The organism is Pseudomonas sp. P4_B4 (assembly GCF_056402255.1).
The window spans coordinates 1-20,986 of the sequence record NZ_JBFUHS010000030.1; the positions used below are offsets into that span (position 1 = coordinate 1).

The 20,986-nt window shown below is 60.0% G+C and carries 19 protein-coding genes; 8 read left to right on the forward strand and 11 right to left on the reverse strand.

Annotated features, from left to right (window positions below; all coding sequences use genetic code 11):
* Window positions 1-50 precede the first annotated feature (50 nt).
* From AC1DVE_RS24750 to AC1DVE_RS24775, 6 genes are all read right to left on the reverse strand, one after another.
* On the reverse strand, window positions 51-317 hold the full coding sequence (locus AC1DVE_RS24750) for a hypothetical protein (protein ID WP_007995656.1): 267 nt from the start codon (window positions 315-317) through the stop codon (window positions 51-53).
* A gap of 399 nt (window positions 318-716) precedes the next feature.
* Entirely contained in the window at window positions 717-1,880 is a 1,164-nt protein-coding gene (locus tag AC1DVE_RS24755) for a gamma-butyrobetaine dioxygenase (protein ID WP_223460455.1), read from the reverse strand.
* A 13-nt stretch (window positions 1,881-1,893) separates the two neighbouring features.
* A complete protein-coding gene (locus tag AC1DVE_RS24760) occupies window positions 1,894-2,370 on the reverse strand; it encodes a thioesterase family protein (RefSeq protein WP_223534124.1) in 477 nt (158 codons plus the stop codon).
* Between the two features lie 123 nt (window positions 2,371-2,493).
* Window positions 2,494-3,459, reverse strand: a complete 966-nt coding sequence (locus AC1DVE_RS24765; protein WP_095964145.1) for an L-carnitine dehydrogenase — start codon at window positions 3,457-3,459, stop codon at window positions 2,494-2,496.
* Window positions 3,460-3,601: 142 nt separating this feature from the next.
* Window positions 3,602-4,489 carry a 3-dehydrocarnitine:acetyl-CoA trimethylamine transferase CdhC gene (cdhC, locus tag AC1DVE_RS24770; RefSeq protein WP_008048151.1) on the reverse strand — a complete coding sequence of 296 codons (888 nt, stop codon included), beginning with the start codon at window positions 4,487-4,489 and terminating at the stop codon, window positions 3,602-3,604.
* Between the two features lie 95 nt (window positions 4,490-4,584).
* Window positions 4,585-5,529: a choline ABC transporter substrate-binding protein gene (locus AC1DVE_RS24775; RefSeq protein ID WP_116261445.1), complete on the reverse strand. Its 945-nt coding sequence runs from the start codon at window positions 5,527-5,529 to the stop codon at window positions 4,585-4,587.
* Between the two features lie 224 nt (window positions 5,530-5,753).
* On the opposite strand from AC1DVE_RS24775, the gene AC1DVE_RS24780 reads away from it, so the two are divergent.
* On the forward strand, window positions 5,754-6,749 hold the full coding sequence (locus AC1DVE_RS24780) for a GlxA family transcriptional regulator (protein ID WP_223460449.1): 996 nt from the start codon (window positions 5,754-5,756) through the stop codon (window positions 6,747-6,749).
* Here AC1DVE_RS24780 and AC1DVE_RS24785 read toward each other — a convergent pair.
* From AC1DVE_RS24785 to AC1DVE_RS24805, 5 genes are all read right to left on the reverse strand, one after another.
* Complete coding sequence (locus tag AC1DVE_RS24785) at window positions 6,746-9,490, reverse strand: RHS repeat domain-containing protein (RefSeq protein WP_477784274.1); 2,745 nt, start codon at window positions 9,488-9,490, stop codon at window positions 6,746-6,748. The two genes, AC1DVE_RS24780 and AC1DVE_RS24785, sit on opposite strands and share 4 nt — an antisense overlap.
* 163 nt (window positions 9,491-9,653) lie before the next feature.
* Complete coding sequence (locus tag AC1DVE_RS24790; RefSeq protein WP_223460445.1) at window positions 9,654-10,070, reverse strand: DUF3010 family protein; 417 nt, start codon at window positions 10,068-10,070, stop codon at window positions 9,654-9,656.
* A gap of 33 nt (window positions 10,071-10,103) precedes the next feature.
* A complete protein-coding gene (locus tag AC1DVE_RS24795; RefSeq protein ID WP_223460444.1) occupies window positions 10,104-10,427 on the reverse strand; it encodes a helix-turn-helix domain-containing protein in 324 nt (107 codons plus the stop codon).
* Window positions 10,411-10,665 (reverse strand): type II toxin-antitoxin system RelE family toxin, encoded by a 255-nt coding sequence (locus AC1DVE_RS24800; RefSeq protein ID WP_223460442.1) that lies wholly within the window; start codon window positions 10,663-10,665, stop codon window positions 10,411-10,413. Before AC1DVE_RS24800 ends, AC1DVE_RS24795 begins: the two co-directional genes overlap by 17 nt.
* Before the next feature lie 213 nt (window positions 10,666-10,878).
* Window positions 10,879-11,280 (reverse strand): lysozyme inhibitor LprI family protein, encoded by a 402-nt coding sequence (locus AC1DVE_RS24805; RefSeq protein ID WP_223460440.1) that lies wholly within the window; start codon window positions 11,278-11,280, stop codon window positions 10,879-10,881.
* A 224-nt stretch (window positions 11,281-11,504) separates the two neighbouring features.
* Between AC1DVE_RS24805 and AC1DVE_RS24810 the strand changes: the two genes are divergently transcribed.
* The 7 genes from AC1DVE_RS24810 to AC1DVE_RS24840 all read left to right on the forward strand — a co-directional run bounded on the left by AC1DVE_RS24810 (window position 11,505) and on the right by AC1DVE_RS24840 (window position 20,786).
* Window positions 11,505-12,482, forward strand: coding sequence for a dipeptidase (locus AC1DVE_RS24810; protein ID WP_223460438.1), 978 nt, complete (start codon window positions 11,505-11,507; stop codon window positions 12,480-12,482).
* 78 nt (window positions 12,483-12,560) lie between these two features.
* On the forward strand, window positions 12,561-13,091 hold the full coding sequence (locus AC1DVE_RS24815; RefSeq protein WP_008048169.1) for a DUF5943 domain-containing protein: 531 nt from the start codon (window positions 12,561-12,563) through the stop codon (window positions 13,089-13,091).
* Window positions 13,092-13,106: 15 nt separating this feature from the next.
* On the forward strand, window positions 13,107-15,167 hold the full coding sequence (gene dgcA / locus AC1DVE_RS24820) for a dimethylglycine demethylation protein DgcA (protein ID WP_223460436.1): 2,061 nt from the start codon (window positions 13,107-13,109) through the stop codon (window positions 15,165-15,167).
* 222 nt (window positions 15,168-15,389) lie between these two features.
* Entirely contained in the window at window positions 15,390-17,336 is a 1,947-nt protein-coding gene (gene dgcB, locus AC1DVE_RS24825; protein ID WP_223460434.1) for a dimethylglycine demethylation protein DgcB, read from the forward strand.
* The gene (gene etfA, locus AC1DVE_RS24830; RefSeq protein ID WP_223532930.1) at window positions 17,336-18,556 is read left to right on the forward strand and encodes an electron transfer flavoprotein subunit alpha; all 1,221 of its coding nucleotides are present in this window, start codon (window positions 17,336-17,338) and stop codon (window positions 18,554-18,556) included. The genes dgcB and etfA overlap by 1 nt, the downstream gene beginning before the upstream one ends.
* A gap of 15 nt (window positions 18,557-18,571) precedes the next feature.
* Complete coding sequence (etfB, locus tag AC1DVE_RS24835; protein ID WP_046039371.1) at window positions 18,572-19,342, forward strand: electron transfer flavoprotein subunit beta; 771 nt, start codon at window positions 18,572-18,574, stop codon at window positions 19,340-19,342.
* A gap of 277 nt (window positions 19,343-19,619) precedes the next feature.
* Entirely contained in the window at window positions 19,620-20,786 is a 1,167-nt protein-coding gene (locus AC1DVE_RS24840; protein ID WP_477784276.1) for a retropepsin-like aspartic protease, read from the forward strand.
* The last annotated feature ends 200 nt before the right edge of the window (window positions 20,787-20,986 follow it).

Consider the following 20,986-nt stretch of genomic DNA (forward strand, 5'->3'; position numbering starts at 1 on the left):
TCAACTGTGGGAGCGGCGGTGCGGCGATCCGACTTGCTCGCGAAGGCTTTTTATCGGCCTGTGTGGCTCTGCTGGTACTCCGCCAACGCCGGCAACAACTGCTTGTCGATCGCCTGGCGCACCGCCGGCAGGATGGTCGCGCTGCTGGTGTACATCTGCTTGACCATGGTCCGCAGGGTCATCGCCCGCACATCGTTCAACCCCCTTACCGCACACTCGCAGGCCTGCTCGGCGGTGGCGCCGGTGGGCACTTCGAATCCCAATGACTTGAGCTGGCCCAACAGGTCTTCCTGGTCTATCAAATCGGCGTGCATCATGACGCAATCCTTCTTCAGGGAACGGTGTCGTGGTTCGATTCTGGTAGGGGTGCCGGGTGTCGGCAAGGACGAATTGTCGCAATGGCTCAATTGGTTATGAACATGTCGTTTTCGGCTAACCTGGCCCGCGGGGGAGTGGGCACACTGGACTCAGCTCGCTTCACGAAGGTTTGGTCACCCTCGCACGGCAGCTCCTCAACAGTACCCTCTGCCTCGATCCTGTCACGGCTTGATCGGGGCTTTTTTTGTCTGTGATTCAGTGGGTTTTGTGTTGATTGATATACCGCCTTCGCGAGCAAGCCCGCTCCCACAGTTGAGCGAGTTCTCCCAGAGGAATGCGATCGAATGTGGGAGCGGGCTTGCTCCGGGCGGCGTTCCGACGAAGAACGATGACGCGGTCTAGCGCTGTAACACCAGAATCCGCGACAACAACTCATCCCGGTCGACATAGCAGCCCTGGAAATGCCGGGCGCCTGTGGCGGGGTCGAAGGCGTTGCGGGCATGCAGGGTGCGGCGGTTGTCGAAGCACCACAGCTCACCGGGATTGAGCCGCTGCATCAACCTGAATCGAGGCTCGCGGGTCATCGCGATAAAGCGCCGGTAGGCCTGATACAGCTTGGGCATCTGCTCCACCGAGGCATCGAACGGCCCGCGCAGAAAGTTCGCCATGCGGATTTCCGACACCTGCCCCAACGCATCCAGGGCAATGATCGGTGCCAGGCAGCGGTAGTCGCTGTGACGGTCCTTGTTGCGAAACTCCACGGGGATTTCGCAGAGGCTTTTGAAAGCCTCCGGATCTTCCCGGCGCAAGGCGTCGGCAATGGCAAAACCATCGACAAAAATGCTCTCGCCACCCTCGGCGTCATTGACCAGGCAATGCAAAAACTGCAGCCCCGGTTGCAGCTCCCGGGTCGGCAAATCGCTGTGCAGTGGCAGGTTGAAGGCGGTGTAGGCGTTGCTGTCGGCGTCGGCCTTGGATTGCACGTTGAACAGCACGCCGAAATTGCTCTCGCGGATGAAGGAAATCCGTTGGGCGATCAGCTTCAGGGAACCGGGCTCGGTAGGCACGCCACGGACCTGGGTCAATCCGACATCTCGCACCGCCAACAACCATTGCAACAAGGCATCGGAGTCGTTCATCAGCGCTTGATACTCGAACACCGGCAACTGCAAATCGCTGTGCCAGAGCCTGGCTTTAGGCTTGCGTGCCTGACGCTCGGCGCGGGATTCGTCGTCATAGGCATGGGCGCGCAGCCAGCCAGGGTCGAAACGGCTTGAGTGGCCGTCCTGCCAATCAACCGACAAACAGCCATCGCCGTCGATACTGGCGTTATCGGGCATCAGATCTTGAGCCACATCGACGATTTCCAGCACTTGCTCGCGGGTCACGGTGTAGACGCACTGCGGGCACGGGCAGTTATCCCGCAGCCATTGATGGTGGAAAGGGCTGACGCGATTGTCGGCCCATTTCACGAGAACACGGTCCGCCAGGGTCTGCACGCCAGTCAGCGCGCTGATCAACGGATAGGTACGAAAGTCGGCAAATGCTGCGGCGGTGTTCATGGCGATCTCCTTGTTATTTTTTTGGGGGTAATGCGATCACTCGGCCAATGTAGTCGGGCGTTGGCAGGTCCGCCTGTTCGGCGACGATGGCTTGCAGCCGGCTCAAGGACTGTTCGCTGAACGGCGCCGAACGCGGCCCGGCGAGATCCACGTGCAGCAGCATCTGTTCGTTGCCAGCAAGTTCCTGGGCATCACCGACCAGATGCAGGCTGTGATAGAGGTGCACGCGCTTGCTGTCGTGGGCAATGATTTGGGTGTGCACTTCGACTTGGGCGTCGAGCTTCACTTCGTGCAGGTAGTTCAGGTGCAGTTCGAGGGTGAACAGTGAGTTGCCGCTGGCCTCGCGGCTGTTGCTGTCCAGGCCCAGGCGATCCATCAGGGCATCGGTGGCGTAGCTGAAAATCAGCAGGTAGAAGGCGTCGCGCAGGTGGCCGTTGTAGTCGACCCAGTCGGGGATGATGGTGGTTTGGTAGGTGGTGAGGGTGGGCATGGTTTTGATCCAATTTTTAGAGTGACTGGACTGCCGCTTTCGCGAGCAGGCTCGCTCCCACAAGGACCGCGCATAAGCTGTGGGAGCGAGCCTGCTCGCGAAGGGGCCGGGCCTGCTGACTGATTACTCGCTGAAGGCCATCCCATGCTTCTCTTTGGTGGTCTTCACCGCCTCCAGCACTGCCAGCAGGCAGTCATCACGATAGCGCTCCAGCGCCGAAATGCTGTGTTTGCCCAGTTGATCGCTGGTGCCATCGACCACGTCGTCGATCAGCTTGTCGGTCAGCTCCGGCGCCGGCAGGTAGGTCCACGGCAATTGCAATGCCGGGCCGAACTGCGCCATGAAGTGGCGCATGCCGGCATCGCCACCGGCCAGGGTGTAGGTCAGGAAGGTGCCCATGAACGACCAGCGCAAGCCGGCGCCGAAACGGATTGCATCGTCGATTTCGCCGGTGGTCGCCACGCCGTCGTTGACCAGGTGCAGCGCCTCACGCCACAGCGCTTCGAGCAGGCGGTCGGCGATGAAACCCGGCACTTCCTTGCGCACGTGCAGCGGGCGCATCCCCAGGGATTCATAGACCTTCATGGCCGCTTGCACCGCTTCAGGGGCGGTGTTTTTGCCGCCGACCACTTCCACCAACGGCAGTAGGTAAACCGGGTTGAACGGGTGACCGACCACGCAACGCTCAGGGTGCGTGGCACTCTCGTAGAACTCGCTCGGCAGCAGGCCGGAGGTGCTGGAACCGATCAAGGCATTGGGCTTGGCTGCGGCGCTGATTTTGCTGTGCAGGTCCAGTTTCAGCTCCAGTCGCTCCGGGGCGCTTTCCTGGATGAAATCGGCATCGCGCACGCACTCTTCGATGGTCGCGACAAAACGCAGGCGATCCTGCGATGCACCCGGCGCCAGGCCTTGTTTCTCCAGCGCGCCCCAGGCATTGGCGACGCGTTTGCGCAAGGCGGCTTCGGCGCCGGGGGCCGGGTCCCAGGCCACTACATCCAGACCATGGGCGAGGGCACGGGACACCCAACCGCTGCCGATGACACCACTGCCCAGCGCTGCGAAGGTTTTGATTTCGGTGATAAAGCTCATGGCGACTTCCTGAATTTGGCTCGGAAAAAACTGTGGGAGCGAGCCTGCTCGCGATGGCGTCGGTACATCCGATGCATCAATTGAGGCAGGTAAACCGCTATCGCGAGCAGGCTCGCTCCCACAGGGGGAAAGTGTGTAAGGGTCAACCGCGCTTGGTCAGGCCCATTTTTGCCCGGCCTTCAGCAGGGGTCAGGACGCGGGCGCCGAGGCGGCTGAGGATTTCGCCGGCGCGCTCGACCAGTTGGCCGTTGGTCGCCAGCACGCCCTTGTCCAGCCACAGGTTGTCTTCCAGCCCGACCCGCACGTTGCCGCCGAGCAACACCGCTTGCGCCGCCATCGGCATCTGCATGCGACCGATACCGAAGCCGGCCCAGACCGCGTCCGCCGGCAGGTTGTCGACCATGGCTTTCATGGTGGTGGTGTCCGCCGGCGCGCCCCACGGGATGCCCAGGCACAGCTGGAACAACGGGTTGTCGAGCAGGCCTTCCTTGATCATCTGCTTGGCGAACCACAGGTGGCCGGTGTCGAAGATTTCCAGCTCGGCTTTAACGCCCAACTCTTGAATGCGTTTGGCACCGGCACGCAGTTGCGCCGGGGTGGAGACGTAAATGGTGTCGCCGTCGCCGAAGTTCAGGGTGCCGCAGTCGAGGGTGCAGATTTCCGGCAGCAGTTCTTCGACGTGGGCCAGGCGGGTCAGCGGGCCGACCAGGTCGGTATTCGGGCCGAACTCCATCGGGTTCTCGCCGGCACCGATCTCCAGGTCGCCGCCCATGCCGGCGGTGAGGTTAACGATGATGTCCACGTCCGCCTCGCGGATGCGCTCCATCACTTCGCGGTACAGCGCCACGTCACGGCTGAACTTGCCGGTTTGCGGGTCACGCACATGGCAGTGAACCACGGTGGCGCCGGCCTTGGCGGCTTCCACGGCGGCAGCGGCGATCTGTTTCGGGGTGACCGGCACGTGTGGGCTCTTGGCGGTCGTGTCGCCAGCACCGGTGAGTGCGCAGGTGATGATGACGTCGTGGTTCATGAGGCAGTTCCTTACAGGCGAGTTTTTGGTTTTGGCCGGGCGTGGTGGTCCCGTTCGCAGCCCGTTGGGGCTGCGAGTCGGTGGTTCTATCGGGTTTATTTACTGGTCAGTTGCAGGTTTTCAGCGGCCGGTTTGCCATCGAAGGTGGTGACGCCTTCAAGCCAGCGCTTTTTGTCCTGCGGGTGATCCTTGATCCATTGTTTGGCCGACTCGAAAGCGTCCTTGTGATCCAGCAGTGGCTGCATCATCCGACTCTCGTCTTCGGCGGTGAACGTCAGGTTGCTCAGCAGGCGACCGATGTTCGGGCATTGCTCGGCGTATGTCGGCGCAGTGACGGTCCACACCGTGGCCTTGCCTTCGTCCGGCCCAAGGGCGTTTTCACTGCCGGTGAGGTAGGTCATTTTCACGTTGACGTTCATCGGGTGCGGCGCCCAGCCGAAGAACACCACGGCTTCGTTGCGACGCACGGCACGATCCACGGCAGCGAGCATGCCGGCTTCGCTGGACTCGACCAGCTGGAACTTGCCGAGGCCGAACTGGTTCTTGGAGATCATCGCCTTGATCTGGGTGTTGGCGCCCGAGCCAGGCTCGATGCCGTAGATCTTGCCACCCAGTTCTTTTTCGAATTTGGCGATGTCAGCGAAGGTTTTCAGGCCCTTGTCGGCGAGGTAGGTCGGCACGGCGAGGGTCGCGCGGGCGTCCTGCAGGCTTGGCGCTTCAAGCACCTTGACCTGTTTGGCGTCGACGAACGGGGTGATGGTCTGGGTCATCAGCGGGTTCCAGTAGCCGAGGAACAGGTCCAGACGCTGGTCGCGGATCCCGGCGAAGATGATTTGCTGGGAGGCGCTGGTTTGTTTGGTGCTGTAGCCGAGGCCATCGAGCAATACCTGGGTCATGGCACTGGTGGCGATCACGTCGGTCCAGTTCACTACACCCATGCGCACGTTCTGGCACGCGGCAGGTTCGGCGGCCATGACACTGGCGCTCAGCAAAGCGGTACCACTGAGTGCAAGAACACAGCTGCTGATCAGTCGTTTCATCTCAGGTTCCTCGGCAGTTCGTTTATTGTGAGTTCCGGTGTCTGATGCGCCGGTGATGCCAAGTTACGCAGCAAAGCACCGATGAAAGCGCACTGCGGCGACCAGCTCTTGCACTGCAGCGACCTGCGCTCTTGAATGCCGCTCGCAAGTGGCGTATCAACATCCCTACGCTGCCCGCCCTCTCGTTACCTGGCCTCCTGTTACCTGCTAAGCGAGTGCGCTCCATGTCCCAGGATTTCTACTTCTTGTTGATGCCGGGTTTCTCGGCCATCGGATTTATCTCGGCCATCGAGCCGTTGCGGGTTGCCAATCGCTTTCGCGGCGAGCTCTATCGCTGGCATGTGCTGAGCGCCGATGGCGGGGCGGTGCTGGCCAGTAATGGCATGTCGGTCAACGCCGATGCGGCGCTGGAGCCGCTCAAGAAAGGCGCGACACTGCTGGTGGTCGCCGGGTTCGAACCCCTGAAGTTCACCACCCCGGCGCTGGAACACTGGCTGCGCCGCCTGGACAACGAAGGCGTGACCCTCGGCGCCATCGACACCGGCAGTTTCATCCTCGCCGAAGCCGGCCTGCTCGACGGCCATCGCCTGACCCTGCACTGGGAAGCCATCGACGCCTTCAAGGAATCCTATCCACAACTCAGCGTCACCCAGGAGCTGTTCGAGATCGACCGCCGCCGCATCACCTCCGCCGGCGGTACCGCTTCCATTGACCTGATGCTGGATCTGATCGCCCAGGCCCACGGCCCGGAACTGGCGATCCAGGTCAGCGAACAATTCGTGCTCGGCCGCATCCGCCCGCGCAAAGACCACCAGCGCATGGAAGTCGCCACGCGCTATGGCATCAGCAACAAGAAACTGGTGCACGTAATCGGCGAGATGGAACAGCACAGCGAACCGCCCCTGAGCACGCTGGAACTGGCGGAATCGATCAAGGTGACGCGGCGGCAGCTGGAGCGTTTATTCCGTTTGCACCTGAACGACACGCCGAGCAATTTCTACCTGCGACTGAGGCTGGAAAAAGCCCGGCAGTTGCTGCGCCAGACCGACATGAGCGTGCTGGAGGTGAGCATTGCCTGCGGGTTTGAATCGCCGTCGTACTTCACCCGCAGTTATCGGGCGAAGTATGAGCGCTGTCCGCGGGAGGATCGGCGCAGTGTTGGCGGTCGGCAAGGTGCCGATGTGCCGCAACCCCCTCCCACAGAGGCGCCGGTTGTTTAGTGCAACTGCGGGGACCTGAACTGGAGGGCTAGAGCGGTCAGACTGTCAGCGTTGTGAGTGGTGATTGCTATTTGTGCATTCCATGCCTGACTTTCTAGTGACCGGGATTCTATTTGTTCCCGTTCGATGAGCTTCGCCGCTACATGGCGGCTCTTTTGTTTGATTTTTGATAAATCGGGACCGTTTGTGGCAATCGTTAAAGATCTCCGAAGTGCCGCATTGATATTTGCATCAATCATCTCTCCTGTATCGCCAGGTGATGAGTCGGAAAACAAGTACCAGAAGTCTTTTGTCTTGGCATGAACATGGCTGAGCTCGTGAAAAATTGTCGCAGCGTTAAGTGGTGGTGATTGTTCACGGCCATTGAGGTTCAAATAGATAGCGTTAATCCCTTGAGACGTTGATTTTTCCCAATGCGCCCGCTGTTCAGGTTTTAGCGGATTGTTATCGGTAAAGACAAATCGAACACCTTTAGCTTGATCCTTTAATGCACCACGAAGGTTTTTCTTAAGTTTTTTCCTGGCTGCATCTGCCGCGATGTTCAGGTGTTCCTCATCCATGCTGGGGCCGAAAATATTTCTTAATTTTTCTTGAGTCGAAGGTGTCCGATCTGGACCTGCGAGCGCTGAAATCGCATTTTTTGTAAAGTCGACCATGGCTGAAAAGTCGTTCTGGAATTCGCGTCGCTGGTCCTCGGGCAAGTCGTTGGCACGCCGATAAAGTATCGCCTGCCCAGCAGCGACCATTTTCCTTTCGTATTCATTGACGGGCTCAACCGGCGCAAGGCCTTGGCTGTCCTTGAATCGCAGCGGATTGTTTCGAACCATCCTGTAGTGGTTGAGCCCATCGATGTCACCCGCCGGATCCGGGTTGATCCAGCGCTGTAACCAGGGTGCGTAATAACGAAGTCCATAGTAATAAAGTCCGGTGGCATCCCGTTCTTTTCCGGAGTACCTGATTGTCTTGTAATTGGCCTCGGCGTCACTTCGAGCGAGCCACCAAGCGGTGCCACCAAAAGCGTAGTAACCCTCCTGGCTTATCAGCGCGGCATCCTCGTCCAGTTCCAGCGTGCAGGATCCAAGGTGATCGCCCAGGCTGTAACGGATCTGGCCGTTGGCAATGCCTTCGGGCGGATCGTCGTGCCAATGCAAAGCCCGCGCGTTGCAATCTCCAGCGTCAACATTCACGACATACCGTACTTCTTCGCGACCGTTGTAATGGATCTCCAGCCCGGGCAGATAACGTACTTCGCTGGCCAAGGTCACAGATTTTGCTTTGCGATGGAGCACCTTGCGTAGCCGCTGGCCGTGAGCATCGTAGCGATTGCATTCATCGTCATTCGGTACCCCATCTCTGATGACTTGGATGACCTGGCTCAATTGGTTGCGGCTATCCCAATGCATGGCCTGTGAGCCGGGTGACAGGACCAGCAAGTTGCCGTTGCTGTCGAAGCTCCTGATGAAGTCCGGCTCACCTGCCGGCGGTTTGGGCAAGCTGCGGTTACTTGAAGACTTGGTCACCATCTCACGGGTGTAACCTCGAAGACCTTCATGGACGAGGGTTTGTAGATTTCCTGCGGGATCATATGAGAATGTCTGTTTGTAGCTACTTGTCACTGTCGATTGCGACGGGCGCGTTAAGGGACCCTGGCTCGCGGCAACGGATTCGCGACCGCTTGCCTCTACCAATTGAGAAAGCGTGTCATATCGATAGTGGTTGGCGGGGTCAGTACGCTGGTTCCTGAAGTAGCGTATAGCTGTGGCCGAGTCCCGGATCCGGGTGATATTGCCGACAGGATCGTAGGTGTAGGCAAGGTCCTGGAGCGCATGGCCTGGACGACTTGCGGTGAGTTGCAACAGGCGATCGCTTTGAACGTCATAACGGCGGGTTGTCGTCACACCATTACCCGCGATTTCTTGTTTGATCTGACCACTGACGCTGTAGCGCCTGTTCCTGAGTAGCGTTTTGACCGGCAGATGTCTGCGTTTGAGGATTACCTGTGTGAGCTGGCCTGCGACGTCATAGCCCAATTGTCTTTGGTTCTCCCGTGCATCGGTCTGGGTCAACAGGTCGCCCAGGGTGTTGAAGCGCCATTGGGTGGTTTCACTTTCGGCTTCGAGTTTGCTGTCGCGGTCAGTCAAGCGCTCTGGCCAACTGGCAACTGACAGGTCGTTCATGAATTGCCGGGATTCGCTTAGCCGGGTGCCCGCAAGGCTGTATTCATTGAGATGCAGGCAGCCAGCCGTGTCGTCGTGGCGAATCAGGCGTCCGCACTGATTATGTGAGCTGTACTCGGCGTGGCTATCGGCATAGACCATCCGCTCAGTCGTGGCAGAGGCAGCGTTGACAGCTTGCTCTGAGATGGCGATCGGGCGTAACAGGTTGTCGTACTCGATCTGACGTTGATTTTGTCGACCATCCCACTCGAATCGAATCTCGCCTCTGGCCCCCGGCAGTCTTGCTCTCCAGCCGGCATCAACGCTGCTGTTCAGTAATGGCTCGCCGGAGAGGCCGTACACCATGGTCAGATTAGGCTGGCCTTGCGTTGGCCATAGTCGTGGGTCCCAGCCGGCGCTCAGGTGCCCGTTCGGGTTGTAAGCCTGGCGATTGATATGCGGTTCAGGCGTTTGTTCCAGGTGGGCCCGGTAGTAGGCCACGCTACGAATCGACTGGCGGCGCGGGTCCTGTGCCATCAGGGTTGGGGTGGCATGGTGAATGTTGGTCTGCAGGAGGTCGGTCATGTGATTGTCGAGCGCTTAAGGAAAGTTCCAATGTATGCGCTTGGTTTTTAGCCTGCTAACTCTCATAAATGACAGGGTTGTGTCTGTTTAAGAGCAGCGGTGGGGGAAGGTACAAAAGGGCGCCAGCGTGGATCTGGCGCCGGATGGATCTTTTTGAATCTGCTTACTTCTTCATCAAAGCCGAACACGCCGCCTTGAACGCCTCATGCTGATACTTGTTCAGCGTCCCCGGCAGCTCAAAATTGTGCTTCTTGGCCTGGGCATTGATGGTCTGCGGCGACAGCAAGGTCACCTCGCAATTCTCCAGCAACTGGAAAACCCCTTCGATCTTGAACGTGGTCGGCCCGCCAGCGAACTCGCCTTTCTTGCTGCGCTTCTTGATCGCAATGCGGTCGATGGAATTCTCACGGACAAACGAAGCGACCTGAGCGGCGAACACTTTGACGTTGGCGGCTTCGTCGTCATCGTCCAAGGCGATTTTCTTGGTGGCCAGGGCCACGTGGCCGAGCGCCAGGCAGTCGAGTGAGGCGAGGGCGATGATCGCTTCGCTGCCTTTGATTTCGATGCCGCAGACTTTCATGTTGAATCCCTTTACTGGCTGATGGCATGCAGCTTACAGCTCGAGTTGACTGGCGGTGATGCCAAATGCCGAGGCGATTTTTTCGCGAGTGGCTTTACGGGGCTTGGCGACTGTTTCCTGTTGGGCGAATGCGGGTTGAGAAATACCCATGCGTTTGGCCACTTCATCCTGGGTAAGGTTCAAGTGTTCGCGCCAGGCGCGGATGGGCGTGGCTCCATCGACGATACGGCTGACCACCTCGTGGGGGATCAGGTCTGGCTCAATCCTTTGCGCGACATATTGCGCATAGGGGATGACCACGAATGCGGGGTTGCCGTTTTCGTCGTTGATGATTTGAACGTCAGTAGGTGCGTTCATCGCGTTTTTTGACCTCTTGAATACTGACCACTTTGATCGCGCCATCCCAGTTGAACATGACCCTGTAGTTACCGACGCGCAGTCGATAAGCGAAGTCATGACTAACGAGTGCCTTGACCTGACTCACGTCAGGCATGTCAGCGAGCGCCGTGATGGCATCACGAACCTGAATTTGGTGAACGGAATGCAATCTCAAGAGTTGCTTAACGGCCTTTCGAGTCCAGTGAATGCTGTTCATGGAATAATATAAGTCTTTTATAAGATTTGCGAATATTTACTTATATTTTTATGGTTGGCCATCAACAACATTTGTCGGCATGTTGCGTGAAAAGTCCGCAGAGCAGCGGCCTTGGACAGGAGCTGTAGGTCAGATCAGAGTGCTTTGTAGGAAAAGGGTTTTTTGGCGATTGGAAGCTGGTGGTAGTGCCAGCTTTCAGCGGGACATTCAGGACTATTCCTGCCCAATCGACTCCAAAAACTCCGACCGCTCGTCGCTCATTCGCGCAATGCAATCGTTCTGGGCAATGGTGAATGCCTTGCTGCCAGAGGTGGCCGGGAAGGCTTCGACGGCGCAGTCTGCGTCGCGGGTCTTCAGCCATTGCTGTTGGGCGGCCTTGAGTTTGGCGGTGATGTCGGCCAGTTGCGACGGGTTTTTGCCGTACTGCGACTGCATGCGCTCGGTCAGGCCCTGGAGGTTTTCCTTGAGCAGGTCTTCGGCGGTGGTTTTGCTGAAGACCGAGCATTCCAGGGTCTGGACGTCGTTTTCGACTTTGTCGCACGGGTTGTCGTCGGACACCTCGGCTGCGTGTACGCCGGTCGCAATCAGTGCCAAAGCCAGAAGGATGGATTTCATTCAGGTCGCCGCTCTATTCCATTGATTCGGCGAATTCTGGCCCAAGCCGAAGGCCTTGAACAGGTCGGTGATTGTGCCTGGCGACGACCCTTTGTCGCGGATTGACGCTTTCGGCAATTCCCCTGTCGTTTTTGCACCCGGCTGCTTAGGCACCTAGGCATATGCTGGCCCCAAAGCGCCGGCAGACGATTCGGCGCATGAATCGCTAATAAGGGGACAGCCTGATGAGCCCAGCCGAATTGCACGCCGACAGCATCGTTATCGACGGGCTGATTATTGCCAAGTGGAACCGTGAACTGTTCGAAGACATGCACAAGGGCGGTTTGACCGCGGCCAACTGCACCGTGTCGGTGTGGGAGGGCTTTCAGGCCACCGTTAACAACATCGCCGCGAGCCAGAAGCTGATCCGCGAGAACAGCGACCTGGTGATTCCGGTCCGCACCACCGCCGACATCCGTAAAGCCAAGGAGCAGGGCAAGACCGGCATCCTTTTCGGCTTCCAGAATGCCCACGCCTTTGAAGACCAGATCGGCTATGTCGAAGTCTTCAAGCAGCTTGGCGTCGGTATCGTGCAGATGTGCTACAACACCCAGAACCTGGTGGGCACCGGTTGCTACGAGCGTGACGGCGGCCTGTCGGGCTTCGGTCGCGAAATCGTTGCCGAGATGAACCGGGCTGGCGTGATGTGCGACCTGTCCCACGTCGGCTCCAAGACTTCCGAAGAAGTCATCCTCGAATCGAAGAAGCCGGTCTGCTACTCCCACTGCCTGCCGTCGGGGCTCAAGGAGCACCCGCGCAACAAGTCCGATGAAGAACTCAAGTTCATTGCCGACCACGGCGGCTTTGTCGGCGTGACCATGTTCGCGCCGTTCCTGGCCAAGGGCATCGATTCGACCATCGACGACTACGCCGAAGCCATCGAGTACGTAATGAACATCGTCGGCGAAGACGCCATTGGCATCGGCACCGACTTCACCCAGGGCCATGGCCAGGACTTCTTCGAATACCTGACCCACGACAAGGGCTACGCCCGCCGTCTGACCAGCTTCGGCAAGATCATCAACCCGCTGGGCATCCGCACCGTGGGCGAGTTCCCGAACCTGACCGAGACCCTGCTCAAGCGCGGCCACTCCGAGCGTGTGGTACGCAAGATCATGGGCGAGAACTGGGTGAACGTCTTGAAAGATGTCTGGGGCGAATAAGCCGCCGCACTTCTGAATCATTTCCCGCTGCCGTCCGTGCAGCGGGCAACACAACGAATTTTCTGGAGTTAAGTTTCCATGGCCAAGATCGCCCCGCAATTGCCAATCGAAGTCGACAGCGAAACCGGTGTCTGGACCTCCGACGCCCTGCCGATGCTGTATGTGCCACGGCATTTCTTCGTCAACAACCACATGGGCATCGAGGAAGTGCTGGGCGCTGAAGCCTACGCCGAAATCCTCTACAAGGCCGGCTACAAGTCCGCCTGGCACTGGTGTGAAAAAGAAGCCGAATGCCACGGCCTGGAAGGCGTCGCGGTGTTCGAGCACTACATGAAGCGCCTGTCGCAGCGCGGCTGGGGCCTGTTCAAGATCCAGGACATCGACCTCGACAAAGGCACCGCCAGCGTCAAGCTCGAACACTCGGCATTCGTCTATGTGTACGGCAAGGTCGGGCGCAAGGTCGACTACATGTTCACCGGCTGGTTTGCAGGGGCCATGGACCAGATCCTCGCCGCTCGCGGCAGCAAGATCCGCACCGTGGCCGAACAAGTCTACGGTGGCTCCGAAGAGGGCCACGAAGACGGCTTGTTCACCGTCAAGCCGTTGTAAGTCGAGGAACCCGCCATGGCTTTCGAAGCAATGTTCCAGCCAATTCAAATTGGCAAACTGACCATCCGCAACCGCGTGCTCAGCACCGCGCACGCTGAGGTCTATGCCACCGACGGCGGCATGACCACCGACCGGTACGTCAAGTATTACGAAGAGAAAGCCAAGGGCGGGATCGGCCTGGCGATTTGCGGCGGCTCCTCCAGCGTGGCCATCGACAGCCCGCAAGGCTGGTGGAAGTCGGTGAACCTGGCGGACGACCGGATCATTCCGCACTTCCAGAACCTGGCCGATGCCATGCACAAGCATGGCGCCAAGATCATGATCCAGATTACCCACATGGGCCGTCGTTCCCGTTGGGACGGCGAGCACTGGCCAACCCTGCTGTCGCCGTCGGGCATCCGTGAGCCGGTGCACCGTGCGACCTGCAAGACCATCGAGCCGGAAGAAATCTGGCGGGTGATCGGCAACTACGCCAGTGCTGCGGCGCGGGCCAAGGCCGGTGGCCTGGACGGCGTCGAATTGTCGGCCGTGCACCAGCACATGATCGACCAGTTCTGGAGCCCGCGGGTCAACAAGCGTACCGACGAATGGGGCGGCAGCTTCGAGAACCGCATGCGTTTCGGCCTGGAAGTGATCAAGGCTGTGCGCAAGGAAGTGGGTCCGGACTTCTGCGTCGGCATCCGTCTGTGCGGTGATGAATTCCACCCGGATGGCTTGTCCCATGAGGACATGAAGCAGATCGCCAAGTACTACGACGACACCGGCATGATCGACTTCATCGGTGTGGTCGGCTCGGGTTGCGACACCCACAACACCCTGGCCAACGTTATCCCCAACATGAGTTATCCACCGGAGCCGTTCCTGCATCTGGCGGCCGGTATCAAGGAAGTGGTCAAGGCACCTGTGCTGCACGCGCAGAACATCAAGGACCCGAACCAGGCGACCCGTATTCTGGAGGGCGGCTACGTCGACATGGTCGGCATGACCCGCGCCCACATCGCTGACCCGCATTTGATCGCCAAGATCAAAATGGGCCAGGTCGACCAGATCAAACAGTGTGTCGGCGCCAACTACTGCATCGACCGTCAGTACCAGGGCCTGGACGTCTTGTGCATCCAGAACGCCGCGACTTCCCGTGAATACATGGGCGTGCCGCACATCATCGAGAAATCGACCGGTGTGAAGCGCAAAGTCGTGGTGGTCGGTGCCGGTCCTGCCGGGATGGAAGCGGCTCGCGTGTCGGCCGAACGTGGCCACGACGTGACCCTGTTTGAGAAGAAAGAATTCATCGGTGGGCAGATCACTACCGCGTCGAAAGCTCCACAGCGGGATCAGATCGCCGGTATCACCCGCTGGTTCCAACTGGAACTGGCGCGCTTGAAAGTCGATCTGCGCCTGGGCGTGGCGGCGGATGCGGCGACCATTCTCGACCTGCGTCCGGACGTGGTGGTACTCGCCGTCGGCGGTCATCCGTTCCTGGAGCAGAACGAACACTGGGGCGCGGCTGAAGGCCTGGTGGTCAGCAGCTGGGACATCCTTGACGGTAAGGTTGCGCCGGGCAAGAACGTGCTGGTCTACGACACCATCTGCGAGTTCACCGGGATGTCGACGGCCGACTTCCTCGCCGACAAGGGCAGCCAGGTCGAGATCGTCACCGACGACATCAAACCGGGCGTGGCCATCGGCGGTACGTCGTTCCCGACTTACTACCGCAGCATGTACCCCAAAGAAGTGATCATGACCGGCGACATGATGCTGGAGAAGGTCTACCGCGAAGGCGACAAGCTGGTGGCGGTGCTGGAAAACGAATACACCGGCGCCAAAGAGGAGCGGGTGGTCGACCAGGTGGTGGTGGAAAACGGCGTGCGTCCGGACGAAGAAATCTACTACGCGTTGAAGGAAGGCTCGCGCAACAAAGGCCAGATGGACATCGAAGCCTTGTTCGCGATCAAGCCGCAACCATCGTTGAGCACCACGGGCGACGGCTACTTGCTGTTCCGTATCGGCGATTGCGTGGCTCAGCGTAATACACACGCCGCGATCTACGACGCGCTGCGGTTGTGCAAGGATTTCTAACAGTATCACCACCATCACTGTGGCGAGGGGGCTTGCCCCCGTTGGGCTGCGAAGCGGCCCCAAAATCAGTCAATGCGGTCTGTCAGTAAAAAATGCATTTGACCGATTTACGACTGCTTCGCAGCCGAACGGGGGCAAGCCCCCTCGCCACAGGTCGGTGTCAGGCCTTTAACGGCAAGCACATGAACCCTTGCAAGACCCGAGGTCTTTGGGAGCTTCACCATGTTGAACACCCTTCTTCCAATCCTGTTGTTCGCAGCCCTGGGCCTTGGTGTCCTGGGCGCGTTGCGGCGGGTGGCCATGTGGCGCCGGGGCCGGGCTTCGAAAGTCGACCTGATCGGCGGCCTGTTCGCCATGCCCAAGCGCTACATGGTCGACTTGCACCATGTGGTCGCGCGGGACAAATACATTGCCAACACCCACGTCGCCACGGCCGGCGGTGCGGTGGCGTCCATCGTGCTGGCGATTCTGGTGCATGGTTTCGGCCTGCATAACCGCTTCCTCGGCTATGCGCTGCTGCTGATGACGGCAGTGATGTTCGTTGGCGCGATCTTTGTTTACCTGCGTCGACGCAACCCACCGTCGCGTCTGTCGAAAGGCCCGTGGATGCGCCTGCCGAAAAGCCTGCTGGCGTTCTCGGCCTCGTTCTTCCTGTTGACCCTGCCGGTGGCCGGGATCCTCCCGGAAAACTTCGGTGGCTGGCTGTTGGCGGCGGTTCTCGGGGTTGGCGTGTTGTGGGGCGTGTCGGAGCTGTTCTTCGGCATGACCTGGGGCGGGCCGATGAAGCACGCCTTCGCCGGTGCGCTGCACCTGGCCTGGCACCGTCGCGCCGAGCGCTTCGGTGGCGGTCGTTCCACGGGCCTCAAGCCTCTAGACTTGAGCGACCCGACCGCGCCACTAGGCGTGGAAAAACCCAAGGATTTCACCTGGAACCAATTGCTCGGCTTCGACGCCTGCGTGCAGTGCGGTAAATGCGAAGCAGCGTGCCCGGCCTTCGCTGCCGGCCAGCCGCTGAACCCGAAAAAACTGATTCAGGACATGGTCGTCGGCCTGGCCGGTGGCACCGACGCCAAGTTCGCCGGCAGCCCGTACCCAGGCAAACCCATCGGTGAACACGCCGGTAATCCGCATCAGCCGATCGTCAACGGTCTGGTGGATGCCGAGACCCTGTGGTCGTGCACCACCTGCCGTGCCTGCGTCGAGGAATGCCCGATGATGATCGAGCACGTCGATGCCATCGTCGACATGCGCCGTCATCTGACCCTGGAAAAAGGCGCGACCCCGAACAAGGGTGCCGAAGTCCTGGAAAACCTGATCGCTACCGACAACCCGGGCGGCTTCGCGCCGGGCGGGCGGATGAACTGGGCGGCTGACCTGAACCTCAACCTGCTCAGCGAAAAGAAATCCACCGACGTGCTGTTCTGGGTCGGCGACGGCGCCTTCGACATGCGCAACCAGCGCACCCTGCGCGCCTTCGTCAAAGTGCTCAAGGCGGCGAAAATCGACTTCGCCGTGCTCGGCCTCGAAGAACGCGACAGCGGTGACGTGGCTCGGCGCCTGGGCGACGAAGCGACCTTCCAGCTGTTGGCCAAGCGCAACATCCAGACTCTGGCCAAATACAGTTTCAACCGCATCGTCACCTGCGATCCGCACAGTTTCCACGTGCTGAAAAACGAGTATGGCGCTTTCGATGGCAACTACCTGGTGCAGCACCACAGCACCTACATGGCGGAAATCATCGATGCTGGCGCACTCAATCTCGGACAGCACAAAGGCGACAGCGTGACCTACCACGATCCGTGCTACCTCGGTCGCTACAACGGCGAATACGAGGCGCCGCGTCAGGTGTTGCGCGCCCTCGGGATCGAAGTGAAAGAGATGGAACGCTCCGGCTTCCGTTCGCGCTGCTGCGGCGGTGGTGGCGGCGCGCCGATCACCGACATTCCCGGCAAGCAACGCATTCCCGACATGCGCATGGAAGACATCCGCGAAACCGGCGCCGAACTGGTGGCCGTGGGTTGCCCACAATGCACCGCGATGCTCGAAGGCGTGGTCGAACCCCGGCCGATGATCAAGGACATTGCCGAGCTGGTGGCCGACGCGTTGCTGGAAGAAGCCGCCTCCAAACCCTCTACGCCGGCCCAACGTGAACCAGCGGAGGCCCACTGATGAGCGACATTATCCGCCGCGACCCGCGGGCCGAATGGATTGCCCGCAACCGTCTGCACCCGCTGCACGCAGCCATGCAGCCGGCGCAGCACAGCTGGATGGGGCCTAACGGCGTCATTCGCAAGAATCCCCATGGCATCGGTTTCATTGGTCCCAACGGCATCAAACGCATCGACCGCAGCGGCGCCCAGCAGGGCGGGGCGACCAAACGCTCGGCCGCCGTCGAAGTGCAATTGCCGCTGCATCAAGTGGCCGCGCCGGCGTTTTACATCAGCGTGGTGCCGGACATGGTCGGCGGTCGCTTGAGCAGTCACGACCGCGACCTGCTGGGCCTGGCCCATCAACTGGCCGGCAAGGACGGCGCGGTGCTGGCCGTGGTGTTCGGTGAACACAAGGAAAACGCTTTCGCCACGGCGGGTGTCGACCGTCTGCTGGTGCTGGAAGGTGAAGAATTCAACGGTTATGCACCGGAGCAACGGGTCCAGGGCCTGCGGGCTGTGGATAACCAGTTCAGCCCGCGTCACTGGTTACTGCCGGACAGCCGCAGTGGCGGTGGCGAACTCGGCCGACGTTTTGCTGCGGCACTGGGCGAGCGCCCGGCCACGCGGGTCTGGCAGGTCAAGGATCAGGAGTGCATCGGCCGTGCTGGCGCGGGTCTGCAAGACCTTGCCCGTCCGCTGGCGCGATTGATTCTGGCGGCAGTCGAGTGCGCCGAACCGGTCAGCGAAACCCGTCACGAAGCCTTGGCCGTGGAGTTATCCACAACTGTGGCGCGCAGCCTGTCGCGGATCGAAGATCTGGGCGCGGTGGCCGTCGATCCGGCGGCAATTCCAATGGCCGAAGCCGAGTTCATTTTCTCCGGTGGCAACGGGGTCAAGGACTGGGGACTTTTCCACAGGACCGCCGAAGCCCTCGGCGCGACCGAAGGCGCATCGCGGGTGGCGGTGGACGACGGCTTCATGGCCCGCGACCGCCAGGTCGGCGCGTCCGGCACCTGGGTCACTGCACGGGTCTATGTGGCGGTGGGGATTTCCGGGGCGATCCAGCACCTGCAAGGCATTGGTGCCTGCGACAAGGTGGTGGCGATCAACCTCGACCCTGGCTGCGACATGATCAAGCGCGCAGACCTCTCGGTGATCGGCGAGAGCGCGGAGATTCTTCAAGCCTTGATCGAGGCGGTAGAGGCTTACCGCAACGACGCCAAGCGCGATGCGGCTTAAGGGAAGGAAAGGGTTATGAGCACGAAAATCATCAGCCTGGTGTCCATCGGCGCCCACCCGACATCCGGTCGGCCGCGTCGCGCGGAGCAGGATGCGCGGGCGGTTGAACTGGGCCTGCAATTGGCTGGGGATAACTTGCAGGTGCTGCATGCCGGCGACATTTCCGAGCCTGCATTGCGCGCTTACCTGGGCATGGGGCTTGAGCAACTGCATGTGCTGGAACAACCGCAAGGCGCCGACGCGCTACCGGCGCTGACCGACTATTTGCGCGATGCCGGGGCGCAGGTGGTGTTGACCGGTAGCCAGGCGGAAACCGGTGAAGGCTCGGGCATGTTGCCCTTCCTGCTGGCCGAAAGCCTGGGCTGGCCGCTGGTGGTGGGGCTCGCGCAGGTCGAGTCCATCGATGGCGGTTCGGCGCTGGTGCTGCAAGCCTTGCCCCGCGGTCAACGTCGTCGGCTGAAGGTACGCCTGCCGTTTCTGGCGACGGTGGATAACGCTGCACCCAAGCCTCGGCAGAGCGCTTACGGCCCGGCCCGACGCGGCGTGCTGCAAGCGCAGGACGTCGAGGTCATCGACGATGAACTGCTCGCGGTGGCCACCCTGCAACCGGCCAAGCCACGGCCCAAGCGTCTGAAGGTGATCAAGGCCAAGAGCGGTGCCGACCGCATGAAAGCCGCGACGGCCAAGGCCAGTGGTGGAGGCGGGCAGGTACTCAAGGGCGTGACGGCGCAAGCCGGGGCCGAGGCCATCCTCAAATTGCTGATTGAAGAAGGTGTGGTTCGCTAACAAACACTGTGGGGGCGGCTTGTTCGCGAAAGCGTGGTATCAGGCGGCATTGATGTTGACTGATACTCCGTCATCGCGAGCAAGCTCGCTCCCACAGGATCTCTTCGTCCCGCACCACACCCGTCAGCCCGGTGAGCTACAGTTTTCCATGCGCTGATCAAGGGTGCGGCACGTTTTCGGGAGCTTTCAGACATTCAGCGCTGACTCATAAAACCCTGTTTTTATGACTGGCCTGAATATGAAGACTTTCGCTCTTCTGGCGCTCTGTGCATCGGCCATGTGGTTATCCACAGGCTTGATCTCTGCCGCCCAGACAAAGGCGTCCGAGGCTGATCAGGATTTTTACCGCTGGATAGACTCCGAACATGGCCGGAGCGCGTCCCTGGCGCAACTGCGGCAACAGTGCGACAAGGTACTGGATGCCGACAGACACCTCAGCTGCTCGGTGACGGTCTTCGCCAGATTGCTCGAAGCCAAGGCCGCCAATCAAATCCCCGAGTACTACCTGGCGATCAAGGCCAGGCATGCCCGGGCGATTGCGGCCAGCGCCGATCTGAAGCCGCTGTTCTCCACGTTTGGCAGCAAATCACTGGCTGTCCTGGCGGCGACCGGCGATTTCACGGTCAACGGTTCGACGCGGTATGAGGTGCTGCCGCTCTATCCGTATGCCGACGACTTCTACAACGCTGAACAAGTGCTGCCATTTATCGAGGTCGGCGCGGCCAATGGTGTCTCGGCGCGTTTTGTACTGGACACGGGTGCACCGCAAACCCGGGTCAACATCGACACCGCGAAACAGATGGGCATCCAACTGTTGCCCGATGCTTTTTATCGCTACAGCACGTTTTATGGCGAAAAGGGCTTGGCCGCGAGGCTGGGCATTCTCAGGTCGCTGAAAGTCGGCACCCGCGAGTTCAGGAACGTCCTGGTCTTTGTCAGCGACCGGGATAATCTGTTGGGGCTGGATCTGATCAGCAAGCTGGGGCGTTTGAAGATAACCAGCAGAACACTGGAGCTAAATCCGCCGTCTGCCACACGCTGTGATGCGTCGATTGTCGTCAGCCGCCTGGATCTCAATCAACGGCTGGTGGTGGCCGCACAGCTGGATCGCCAGGCAACGCAGGCCATCATCGATACCGGAAATATCGACTACCTGACGGCCTCGTCGCCCGGCAGGCAAGTCAGCGTTGTGCAGGCGCTGACACCGGGAGGCTCGAACGTTTACACCGGCAACAACAGACGCTTTCAACGCTTCGATGGCGTATTGGCCCTGCAAGGCAATACCATGGCGGTCACCTACAAATACTACCCGGGCTTTACCATCCCGCCGTCGCTGATCGGCGGGCAATACGTCCCGTCGATATTGCTCGGATGGCGCGCCTTCAAAGACTTTGAATTGAACCTGGACCTGGATTCAGGTCGCTCATGCCTCAATAAAATCTGAACAACTTCGGTGTTTACCCACAATCCCTGTTGGTGGTTCTGTGGATAACATGTTCGCCCATCGCTACACCCCATATAAATCAGGCCCTGCAAGCCTTAGGTCAAAAAACAACCAGTCCTGTCCGTGGTTTTTCCAAGCTTTTTCAACGGGATAAGTGCTGCTGTGGGTGCAGACTTGCCCCCAATCTCTGTTGGCGCTTC

Bases quoted from the DNA above. Each gene is read 5' to 3' on its own strand.
- AC1DVE_RS24750 (WP_007995656.1), bottom strand. From the start codon at position 317: ATGATGCACGCCGATTTGATAGACCAGGAAGACCTGTTGGGCCAGCTC.
- AC1DVE_RS24755 (WP_223460455.1), bottom strand. From the start codon at position 1,880: ATGAACACCGCCGCAGCATTTGCCGACTTTCGTACCTATCCGTTGATC.
- AC1DVE_RS24760 (WP_223534124.1), bottom strand. From the start codon at position 2,370: ATGCCCACCCTCACCACCTACCAAACCACCATCATCCCCGACTGGGTC.
- AC1DVE_RS24765 (WP_095964145.1), bottom strand. From the start codon at position 3,459: ATGAGCTTTATCACCGAAATCAAAACCTTCGCAGCGCTGGGCAGTGGT.
- cdhC (WP_008048151.1), bottom strand. From the start codon at position 4,489: ATGAACCACGACGTCATCATCACCTGCGCACTCACCGGTGCTGGCGAC.
- AC1DVE_RS24775 (WP_116261445.1), bottom strand. From the start codon at position 5,529: ATGAAACGACTGATCAGCAGCTGTGTTCTTGCACTCAGTGGTACCGCT.
- AC1DVE_RS24780 (WP_223460449.1), top strand. From the start codon at position 5,754: ATGTCCCAGGATTTCTACTTCTTGTTGATGCCGGGTTTCTCGGCCATC.
- AC1DVE_RS24785 (WP_477784274.1), bottom strand. From the start codon at position 9,490: ATGACCGACCTCCTGCAGACCAACATTCACCATGCCACCCCAACCCTG.
- AC1DVE_RS24790 (WP_223460445.1), bottom strand. From the start codon at position 10,070: ATGAAAGTCTGCGGCATCGAAATCAAAGGCAGCGAAGCGATCATCGCC.
- AC1DVE_RS24795 (WP_223460444.1), bottom strand. From the start codon at position 10,427: ATGAACGCACCTACTGACGTTCAAATCATCAACGACGAAAACGGCAAC.
- AC1DVE_RS24800 (WP_223460442.1), bottom strand. From the start codon at position 10,665: ATGAACAGCATTCACTGGACTCGAAAGGCCGTTAAGCAACTCTTGAGA.
- AC1DVE_RS24805 (WP_223460440.1), bottom strand. From the start codon at position 11,280: ATGAAATCCATCCTTCTGGCTTTGGCACTGATTGCGACCGGCGTACAC.
- AC1DVE_RS24810 (WP_223460438.1), top strand. From the start codon at position 11,505: ATGAGCCCAGCCGAATTGCACGCCGACAGCATCGTTATCGACGGGCTG.
- AC1DVE_RS24815 (WP_008048169.1), top strand. From the start codon at position 12,561: ATGGCCAAGATCGCCCCGCAATTGCCAATCGAAGTCGACAGCGAAACC.
- dgcA (WP_223460436.1), top strand. From the start codon at position 13,107: ATGGCTTTCGAAGCAATGTTCCAGCCAATTCAAATTGGCAAACTGACC.
- dgcB (WP_223460434.1), top strand. From the start codon at position 15,390: ATGTTGAACACCCTTCTTCCAATCCTGTTGTTCGCAGCCCTGGGCCTT.
- etfA (WP_223532930.1), top strand. From the start codon at position 17,336: ATGAGCGACATTATCCGCCGCGACCCGCGGGCCGAATGGATTGCCCGC.
- etfB (WP_046039371.1), top strand. From the start codon at position 18,572: ATGAGCACGAAAATCATCAGCCTGGTGTCCATCGGCGCCCACCCGACA.
- AC1DVE_RS24840 (WP_477784276.1), top strand. From the start codon at position 19,620: ATGTGGTTATCCACAGGCTTGATCTCTGCCGCCCAGACAAAGGCGTCC.